Genomic DNA, 8156 nt, shown 5'->3' with positions numbered 1-8156 from the left:
TCGTACTGGACGTACTTGGGCTTTCGGCCGGTGCGGCGAGAGTGCGTGCCGGGCGTCGCGACGGGGCGAACGTTGCCTGCCGCGGCACTAGCTCAACAGGTCCGGCTCGCTGCGGCTGATGTCCTGCCACAGCGGCTGGTAGTTGATCCATGCCACGAGGTCGCCGCCGAGCTGTTCGCGGGTCGCCACGGCCGCCCGGTGGTCGATCAGGACGGGCCGGCCCGCCGCCCGCGCGGTCAGCTGGACCTGGCTGGAGCGTTCCATCGACAGGAACCACCAGGCGGCCGCGTCCACGGAGTCGCCGACCGTCAGCAGCCCGTGGTTGCGCAGTACGAGCGCCTTGCGGGAGCCGAGCGCGGTCGCGATGCGCCGTCCCTCCCCCGCATCGACGGCCACGCCGGTGTAGGCGTCGTAGAGGGCGTGGTCCTCGTAGAAGGCGCAGCTCTCCTGGGTGATGGGGTCGAGCAGTTCGCCGAGCGCGGCGAGGGCGCGGCCGTGCACCGAGTGGCAGTGGGCGACCGCGACGACGTCCGGGCGGGCGGCGTGGACCTGGGCGTGCACGGTGAAGGCGGCCTGGTTGACGTGGTAGCGGCCCTCGACGACCTGGCCGTCGGCGTTGGCCAGCACCAGGTCGCTCACCGTGACGTGCTTGAAGGGCATCCCGAACGGGTTGACCCAGAAGCAGTCGTCGAACTCCGGGTCGCGGGCGGTGATGTGTCCGGAGACGCCGTCCTCGAAGCCGAGCCGCCCGAAGAGCCGCACCGCCCCCGCCAGCCGTTCCTTGCGGTGCCGGCGTTCGTCCTCCACCGAGTCGTGCATCGGCGGCATCGCGAACTGCAACCGGTCGGTGGGCAGCGGGGCAGGCGGCGTGGGCCCGTGCATCGGTCCTCCAGCACTGGGTGGCTTTACGACGCGGAAGTTACCGTCGGTCAGTGCAAAAGGGCAGAGCCGTTATGCAAAGATGACGATTTTCGTCACCTTCGGAGTACATCTTGAGCCTCGCCGACCGCCACGTCACCGCCCTCATGCGCCAGATCACGACGCGCAACGACATCGAGCTCGTCCATCCCTTCGCGGAGCTGGAGACGATCGGCGCGCTGGTCTACGTCGCCGAGTGCTACGGCTTCCGGTACGAGAGGGTGCGCCTCGTCGGCAAGCACCGCATCATGCACGTCCAGCTGGTCCGCGACCCCGGCGCATGGGCGCGGCAGCGGGCCGCGGCGAACTCGGCTGCCTTCCCCGACCCGGGCCCCGGCCGCCCGGTGCCGGGCATGTACCTGGGCTCGCTCACCCCGGTCCCCGAAATACAGGCGGACGTCGAGGTGATCACGGCGCTCATCCGCTACGACGCCCTCGGCGCGGCCGCCAACCGCAAGCAGCTGCTGGCCATCGGCTGGGGCTCCGCGGTGCTGTTCCTGCTGATGGCCGTGCTGACCGGCAAGTACGCCGTCCTGCTCCCGCTGGCCGTGCTGATGCCGCTGTTCATGCTGGGCTCGCTCCGGATCAACACGAGCCGGCGCGCGAAGCTGGCCCAGCGGCTGACGGCGGCGGGGTGCGCGCCGGTCCGGGACGGGTCGGGCCGCGAGCGGTTCGTCCGGCCGGTGCCGAACACGGCGTGAACTCGCAGGCCCCGGGCACTTCGAAGACCCCGGACACGTCGAATGCGCCGGATACCCGGGGTCTCTCGGATACCTGACAGCAGATGTCGGGTATCGGGGTCAGACTCGGTGTATGGCATCGAACTGGGCGGCGTTCGCCGCAGCCGAACCGGAACTCGCGACGACCGCCGAGGACCGCTTCGGCGCCTTCACCCACCATGTCCTCGCCACCCTCCGCAAGGACGGCTCCCCCCGCACCACCGGCATCGAGGTCCGCTTCCTCGGCGGTGAGCTGTGGCTCGGCATGATGCCGGACTCGCTCAAGGCCCTCGACCTGCGCCGGGACCCGCGTTTCGCGCTCCAGGCGAACCCCGGGGAGGGGCAGTCCATGGGCGGGGGCGATGTACGGATCGCGGGGCGGGCGATCGAGGTCGAGGACCGCGAGACGAAGGCCGGATACAGCGAGGAGGTGGAACCGCCGGAGCCGTTCCACCTCTTCCGCACCGAGCTGACGGAGGTCGTGCGGACCCACGTCGAGGACGAGACGTATCTCGTCGTGCAGGTCTGGAAGCCCGGTGCCCCCCTGCGCACGATCAAGCGCAAGTAGGAGCTGCTACTCCCACTCGATCGTGCCCGGCGGCTTCGAGGTCACGTCGACGACGACGCGGTTGACGTCGGCGACCTCGTTCGTGATCCGGGTCGAGATCTTCGCCAGGACGTCGTACGGCAGACGCGACCAGTCGGCCGTCATGGCGTCCTCGCTGGACACCGGGCGCAGGACGATCGGGTGACCGTAGGTGCGGCCGTCGCCCTGGACGCCGACGCTGCGGACGTCCGCCAGCAGGACCACCGGGCACTGCCAGATCTCGCGGTCGAGACCGGCGGCCGTCAGCTCCTCGCGGGCGATGGCGTCGGCGTCGCGCAGCAGGTCCAGCCGCTCCTTCGTCACCTCGCCGACGATGCGGATGCCCAGGCCGGGGCCCGGGAACGGCTGGCGCTGGACGATCTCCTCCGGGAGCCCGAGCTCCTGGCCGACCATCCGCACCTCGTCCTTGAACAGCTTGCGCAGCGGCTCGATCAGCTGGAACTCGAGGTCCTCGGGCAGGCCGCCCACATTGTGGTGGGACTTGATGTTCGCGGTGCCGGTGCCGCCGCCGGACTCGACGACGTCCGGGTAGAGGGTGCCCTGGACCAGGAACTCGACGGCCGGACCCGCGTCGGCGACGACCTCCGCCTGGGCCTGCTCGAAGACGCGGATGAACTCGCGGCCGATGATCTTCCGCTTCTCCTCGGGGTCGGAGACCCCGGCGAGCGCGCTGAGGAAACGCTCCTCCGCGTCCACGACGACCAGCTGGACGCCGGTCGCGGCCACGAAGTCCTTCTCGACCTGCTCGGTCTCGCCCTTGCGCATCAGACCGTGGTCGACGTACACGCAGGTCAGCTGGGAGCCGATGGCCTTCTGCACGAGGGCCGCGGCGACCGCCGAGTCCACGCCGCCGGAGAGAGCGCAGATGGCGCGCTTGTCGCCGACCTGCTCGCGGATCGCGGCGACCTGCTCCTCGATGACGTTGCCGGTCGTCCAGGACGGGGTGAGGCCGGCGCCGCGGTAGAGGAAGTGCTCCAGGACCTGCTGGCCGTGCGTGGAGTGCAGGACCTCGGGGTGGTACTGGACGCCGTAGAGCTTCTTCTCGTCGTTCTCGAAGGCGGCGACCGGGACGACGTCCGTGGAGGCGCTGACGGTGAAGCCCTCGGGGGCGGCGGAGCAGGCGTCGCCGTGCGACATCCACACGGCCTGCTCGGCGGGGGTGCCCTCGAAGAGGGTGGACGACGTCCTCGACACATGGAGGTCGGTGCGGCCGTACTCACGGGCGCCGCTGTTGTCGACCGTGCCGCCGAGGGTCTGCGCCATCAGCTGGAAGCCGTAGCACATGCCGAAGACGGGGACGCCGGCTTCGAAGATCTCGCGGTCGAGGCTCGGGGCGCCCTCCGCGTAGACGGACGAGGGGCCGCCGGAGAGGATGATCGCCGCCGGGTTCTTGGCGAGGATCTCCTCGACCGGCATGGTGCTCGGCACGATCTCGCTGTAGACCCGCGCCTCGCGGACTCGACGGGCGATGAGCTGGGCATACTGCGCACCGAAGTCGACGACCAGGACGGTGTCGGGGGCGGCGGCAGTAGGAGTCGCTGATGACACGGGAGCCTTCCGGCGGTGGGGCGGGGGTCTGTGGGTACCGTCGATTCTACCGAGCCGGGCGTCCGGACGGTCCCGTCACGGAATGCTCCGCCCCGGGACGCCCGGCTCGCCGGCTCCCCGGACCCCCGGACCCCCGGACCGCGTCCGGGGAGTCGTGGCATACTGACCCCCATGCGCAAGCTCACGTCCTTCGTCTTTACCTATGGCAACCGGCCCACCGGCTGCCATGGTCGTGCTGCTTGAGCAACTGACAAGCGACTTCCCAGGCGCCCCGGGCCGACAAGGCCCGGGGCGCCTGTCGTTTTCCCGGGTCGCTCCGGGGCATCCCGTACCCACCTCGTACTCATCACAGGAGCCCCCATGACCGCCACCGACGTGACCGGCGCCCGTACCCCCGAGGCCGCGGACGTGATCACCGGCGCCCGTGAGCGCATCGACGCGCTCGACGACCGGATCATCGGTCTGATCCAGGAACGGATGGCGGTCTCGGCCGTCATCCAGGAGGCGCGGATCACCTCCGGCGGCCGGCGCGTGAACCTCTCCCGCGAGATGGGGATCCTCGGCCACTACCGGGACGCGCTCGGCAAGCCCGGCACCGCCCTGGCGATGACGCTGCTCGAACTGTGCCGGGGTCGCATCTGAGTTCGGGCCCTTCTCACCCGTACGGCGCGTGACCGTCCCGCGAACCGCTTCGTTGGTGCTGGTGTCCGTTCCAGCCAGGTGCGGGCCCGGAAGAACCACGCGTGGCTCGCTGGAGCGATGAGGCGCACGGATCGTGCCGTGCGTCGTGGGACCTCGCTCCAGGAGTGACCGGACGGCAGGGGACAGCAGCCCGGTCACCCAAGAGAACGGTCGGCCCCGGGGACGCCCGGGGCCGACCGGCGGAAAATGCAAAAATGCACAAGGGCTGGGTCAAACGGTTGCGGGGGCCGCGCTCATCCAGCACGATGCGTAGAAAGCCCCGAACAGGCTCAAGTCCCCCCTCGGGCAACTGTCTTGCGTTGCCCTCCCTCAGCTGTCAGACCCTGCCAGACCCCATTGCCAGAGGTCCAGACCAGCGGCGCAACCCCCCGGCGTCGCTCCCAGGCACCGGCGCTGCCCTGACGCCGGTGCTGACGATAAAGAAGGGCCTCGCGGTTTCCGTCCCGCGAGGCCCTTCGTCATGCCCGACCCCGTCCGCCCGGACTGTGACGCGTGCCACATAAAGAACCTGTGAATTCAGGACAACCGTTCACAGTCTTCGCCGGTCACACCTAGCGAAACACGGGCCACTCCCAATACCCCCATATGAGGAAGGCCTCCCGCACCGGATCCACCGAGGTCTTCATGAAGCTCCGCCGCACGATCGTCACCATGGCCGCGACGGCCGTCATAGCGCCGCTCGCGCTGCTGTCCGCGCCCGCCGCCTTCGCGGACGGGGACGACACGTCCTCCCCGAGCGCGACCTCGTCCTCGACGGAGACGGTCACCACCACTCCGTCCGCGTCCGACGACCAGAGCGCGACCGGCGCCCCGACCGACACCACGTCGGCCTCGGCCACCTCCTCCGCCTCCTCGCCGTCCGATGCGGACAGCCTGGCCGCGACCGGCACGCCGACCGGCACCACGTCGCCGTCCGCGTCCGACTCGAGCAAGGCCGGCGCGAGCGAGGACCCCTTCGACCCGTACCAGGACTGCGAGTCCTTCGACCTGGACGAGAAGCTCTCCGCGCAGGTCAAGGGCCTGCCGAACAAGATCGTCGCCGGTTCCGGCTGGCACGCCTTCACGTTCGTCGTCAAGAACGACTCCGACCGGGACCTGAAGAACGTCTACATCGACTCCATGATGGAGTACGGCGACGAGACGGACGTCTGGCTGTCCGAGGGGCTCGCCGTCATCCAGGTCAAGGAGGACGGCAAGTGGACCGACTCCTACCAGGACTCCTACGAGGACGAGAACGGCAAGACCGTCAACGTCACGGGCTCCTTCGTCGGACTGCTCGACTCGCTGGAGAAGGGCTCCTCCGCAACCCTCGACCTGCGGGTCAAGGTCGCGGCGTCCGCGCCGGCGGGCTCCTCGTTCGCGCTGAGCGAGGCCGTCTACGCGGGCGAGGGCTCGGACTGCTACGGCAACGGTGACTTCTACGACGTCGACATCCTCGCCGCCGGCAGCAGCACGGACGACGTCGACGACGCCACGCCGAACGGTGACAAGCCCACCGACGGCGACAAGCCCCAGGGCGGCGCCAAGCCGATCAGCGGCAGCCTCGCCTCGACCGGTTCCGGCTCCGCGCTCCCGATGATCTCACTGGTCGGCGGCGTCGCCGTCGTCGCCGGTGCGGGCGCGCTGTTCGTCGCGCGTCGCCGCAAGGTCGGCACGCACGCGTAACGCACCGCTGGACCAGCGAAGGGACCTGCGCTCGGAGGGGGGCGCAGGTCCCTTCGCTCTTTTCTCCGGACCACTTCTCGGACCACTTCTCGGGTTGCTTCTCGGGCTGCGTCTCGGTGCTACTTCCTGGGCGGGACCGAGGGGATGCCCAGGAAGGGCAGGCGCAGTGCGCCGAACGCGTCCGCCGGCACCGCCGGGCGGGCCGGCTCCACCGGCTTCAGGCGTTCGTACGCCGCTCCCTGCGCCGGGCGCGGGTCCGCCCCGCCCTTGTTGGGCCAGTACGACATCGCGCGCTCGGCCTGGGCGGTGATGGTGAGCGACGGGTTCACGCCCAGGTTCGCCGAGACCGCGGCGCCGTCGACGACCGAGATGCCGGGATGGCCGTAGAGACGGTGGTAGGGGTCGATGACGCCGGTCTCGCGCGAGTCGCCGATCGGGCAGCCGCCGAGGAAGTGGGCGGTGAGCGGGGTGCCCATCAGCTCGCCCACATTGGACCCGGCGAAGCCGTTGATGTCCGCGGCGATCGCGGAGGCGGCCTCCGAAGCCGCCCTGATCTGCTTGGGGTTGGGCGCGCCATGCCCTTGGCGTGCCGTGAGCAGTCCCTTTCCGACGCCCGCCGGCTTCAGGTACGTCGTCAGCGAGTTGTCCAGGGACTGCATCACCAGGCCGATGATGGTCCGCTCCGACCAGCGGCGGTTGGAGAGCGAGCGCAGCACGAGCAGCGGGTGGCGGGCGGCGCTCGCCAGCCAGCCCGCGACCCTCGACGAGCCCTCCGCGTACGGCACTTGCAGGATCGACAGGCCGCCCATCGAGTTGGAGCCCTTGCCGTAGCGGACCGGCTCGATGTGGGTGTTGTCGTCCGGGTGGATGGACGACGTGATGGCGACGCCGCGCGTGAAGTCCGCTTTCGCCTCGCCGGTGGCCTTGCGATAGCGGCGGTCGTCGGTCTGCGCGCCGACCAGGGCCTCGGAGTTGGTACGGGTCAGCTCGCCCAACCTGTCGGAGAGGTAAGGGAGTTGGCCGTTGGCCTTCATGCGGTGCAGCAGGGTCTGGGTGCCGTAGGTGCCGGCCGCGAGGACGACCCGGCGGGCCTTGAAGGTCCGGCCCGCGCTCTTCCCCCTCTTCCGCGCGTCGGTGGGGAGGGTGACGACCGCGTAGCCGCCCTGCGAGTCGTCCGTGATCGACACGACCGTCGTCAGGGGGTGCACGACCGCGCCCGCCTGCTCGGCGAGGTGCAGGTAGTTCTCGTTCAGGGTGTTCTTCGCGCCGTGCCGGCAGCCGGTCATGCACTCGCCGCACTCGGTGCAGGCCTTGCGGGCCGGGCCCGCGCCCCCGAAGTAGGGGTCGGCGACCTGCTCGCCCGGCCTCGCCTTCGCGCTCCCGTCGGCGTCCTCGCCGTCGCCGAAGAACACGCCGACCGGGGCCATGTGGAAGGTGTCGCCGACGCCCATCCGCTCGGCGGCCGCCTTCAGGTGCACGTCGGAGGGGGTCGTCGTCGGGTTGAGCCGGACGCCGAGCATACGGCGGGCCTGGTCGTAGTACGGCTTCAGCTCGTCCTGCCAGTCGGTGATGTCACGCCACTGGGGGTCGTCGAAGAAGGGTTTCGGCGGTACGTAGAGGGTGTTGGCGTAGTTGAGGGAACCGCCGCCGACGCCCGCGCCCGCCAGGACCATGACGTTGCCCAGGAGGTGGATGCGCTGGATTCCGTACATGCCGAGCCTGGGCGCCCAGAGGTAGTTCTTCAGGTCCCAGGAGTTCCTGGGGAGCGACTCCCTGGTGAAGCGGCGGCCGGCTTCCAGGACGCCTACGGTGTAGCCCTTTTCTGTCAGGCGCAGGGCGGTCACCGAGCCGCCGAAGCCCGATCCGACGACGATGACGTCGTAGTCGTAGGCGTCCTTGGACACGGGGTCTCCTCGTTGAGAACAGGTCCTGTCTAGTGCCGCGGGGGGGGGCGGGGGCGGCGGGCCGGCCGCCGGGGGCGGCCCGGGCGGAGCCGG

At 70.3% G+C, this 8156-nt stretch carries 7 protein-coding genes; 4 read left to right on the top strand and 3 right to left on the bottom strand.

Annotated features, from left to right (window positions below; translation table 11 throughout):
• Positions 1-87: 87 nt before the first annotated feature.
• Positions 88-882, bottom strand: a complete 795-nt coding sequence (locus AB0J04_RS44535; protein ID WP_363174435.1) for a class II aldolase/adducin family protein — start codon at positions 880-882, stop codon at positions 88-90.
• Between the two features lie 110 nt (positions 883-992).
• Between AB0J04_RS44535 and AB0J04_RS44530 the strand changes: the two genes are divergently transcribed.
• Together AB0J04_RS44530 and AB0J04_RS44525 are read left to right on the top strand one after the other, a co-directional pair.
• Positions 993-1619 (top strand): hypothetical protein, encoded by a 627-nt coding sequence (locus AB0J04_RS44530; RefSeq protein WP_363174434.1) that lies wholly within the window; start codon positions 993-995, stop codon positions 1617-1619.
• Positions 1620-1731: 112 nt separating this feature from the next.
• Positions 1732-2205 (top strand): pyridoxamine 5'-phosphate oxidase family protein, encoded by a 474-nt coding sequence (locus tag AB0J04_RS44525; protein ID WP_363174433.1) that lies wholly within the window; start codon positions 1732-1734, stop codon positions 2203-2205.
• Positions 2206-2211: 6 nt separating this feature from the next.
• Here the strand turns inward: AB0J04_RS44525 and guaA are convergent, their stop codons facing one another.
• Positions 2212-3792 (bottom strand): glutamine-hydrolyzing GMP synthase, encoded by a 1581-nt coding sequence (gene guaA, locus AB0J04_RS44520; RefSeq protein WP_363174432.1) that lies wholly within the window; start codon positions 3790-3792, stop codon positions 2212-2214.
• A 360-nt stretch (positions 3793-4152) separates the two neighbouring features.
• On the opposite strand from guaA, the gene AB0J04_RS44515 reads away from it, so the two are divergent.
• Both AB0J04_RS44515 and AB0J04_RS44510 read left to right on the top strand, forming a co-directional pair.
• Entirely contained in the window at positions 4153-4434 is a 282-nt protein-coding gene (locus tag AB0J04_RS44515; RefSeq protein ID WP_363174431.1) for a chorismate mutase, read from the top strand.
• Positions 4435-5079: 645 nt separating this feature from the next.
• Entirely contained in the window at positions 5080-6159 is a 1080-nt protein-coding gene (locus tag AB0J04_RS44510) for an LPXTG cell wall anchor domain-containing protein (RefSeq protein ID WP_363174430.1), read from the top strand.
• A 119-nt stretch (positions 6160-6278) separates the two neighbouring features.
• Here AB0J04_RS44510 and AB0J04_RS44505 read toward each other — a convergent pair whose 3' ends face one another.
• Positions 6279-8063 carry a GMC family oxidoreductase gene (locus AB0J04_RS44505; protein ID WP_363174429.1) on the bottom strand — a complete coding sequence of 595 codons (1785 nt, stop codon included), beginning with the start codon at positions 8061-8063 and terminating at the stop codon, positions 6279-6281.
• Between the last annotated feature and the right edge of the window lie 93 nt (positions 8064-8156).

Source organism: Streptomyces sp. NPDC050263 (genome assembly GCF_040655955.1).
GTDB lineage: Bacteria > Actinomycetota > Actinomycetes > Streptomycetales > Streptomycetaceae > Streptomyces.
The sequence above is the reverse complement of the archived record's forward strand: the minus strand, read 5'-3'. Positions and strand labels throughout refer to the sequence as shown.